The organism is Hafnia alvei (assembly GCF_900095695.1).
GTDB lineage: Bacteria > Pseudomonadota > Gammaproteobacteria > Enterobacterales > Enterobacteriaceae > Hafnia > Hafnia alvei_B.
Map to the genome: position 1 here is coordinate 1 of NZ_FMIQ01000076.1, position 1,279 is coordinate 1,279.

Annotated in this window: 1 protein-coding gene; it reads right to left on the minus strand. The window is 40.1% G+C overall.

All coding sequences use genetic code 11. The features are described from left to right. On the minus strand, positions 1-591 hold a 591-nt coding region (locus BN1044_RS20825), incomplete at its 3' end, for a hypothetical protein (RefSeq protein WP_139130986.1). Between the last annotated feature and the right edge of the window lie 688 nt (positions 592-1,279).

The following is a 1,279-nucleotide window of genomic DNA, read 5'->3' on the forward strand; positions in this document are numbered from 1 at the left end:
ATGTTGCTTTGCATCAGGTTTTTTTTGTATGTCCTCATACTTATGATATTTCACGTTTGTCAGGTCATAACGGCCACCGCATTGATACCATATCGCATCTGTTAGCTCGAAAAAACTTACGTCGCAAGAAAAAATACACGTTACCCATGAGCTCCCATTTTCACCCTGCTTTAAACTGTAACTAATATCCAAACCTTGTTTGAGCATCACGATAGCTATGTTTTTTTTATAATTTTGGGGGGATTTCATTGTAGTGATTTGATAAATTAATGCATCTCTAATTCCTAAGTCTACCCTTTCGAAGATGCGTTTTTTAACTTCGATTTTGTCCTTACCTTGCTGTTCAAAAATAAAGTGTGAGTGTTTTTGTGTCAATATCAGGCGAGTGTGTTTGGTGAATGCAGGTGCGAACGCATCCTTCTCGAGAAATGAGGGGCGTGGATGTGAGTTCACGCCATTGTACAAAGCCTTCTCTATCAGATTCATGATGAATTTAGAATGCGTCACACCACGGCCTGTTGCTAATGCATCAAAGTCTGTGAAGCATTTTGGGTTTGTAAAATAGGTTGAAACTGAGCGTTTAAAGGCCATTTTGTATGCCTAAACTGTGTTGTTAAGATAATTAAAATTAGTGTACCTAGACTTCAGGATACCCTGCTCATGACTTCAGCTAAGGGGACATGGCATATGAGAAATATAGTGTAAGGTACTTTTTATTGCAATCAAAAACAATTGGTTATGTCGTGGCATTCCTAACGCGCTCGGTACAGCAAGGAGCGAGAGGGGGGAACCCTTTGCTGACGTCTGTCAGCATAATCGTGGAAAAGCGAGTTGCTATTAGTACAAGGTCAGAGGGAAGCGTAATTCGTTACTAGAGAGGTTATAGTAATGGTGGGGTATGCTGTATGATTCTAAATCGGCTGACATTGCTGGTCTTGTGTTACCAACCCTATCCCCCTGTGAGGCGGTGCGTGCTAGCGTAAATATGAAGTCAGACAATGACTAGAAACACAATCATGACATATCCCCAAAATTGTTCTCTGTACGCCTTAAACACTATCCTCGACCTGTGTAAATTAAAGCGTCTGATATGGTTGCTGTTGCGCATTATTGAGTAAAAAATACGACGCAATCTGTAAAGGCAGCAAGCTTATTTTTGCGTGGTTCAATAGATAATATTTGGATATAGGCTTATCTGTTATGCATGACAGTCATGGCGGCATGTAAGATTTTTGAATTTAATTTAGTGGAAGTAGTATTGAGGTAAGTCAGAGAAGGG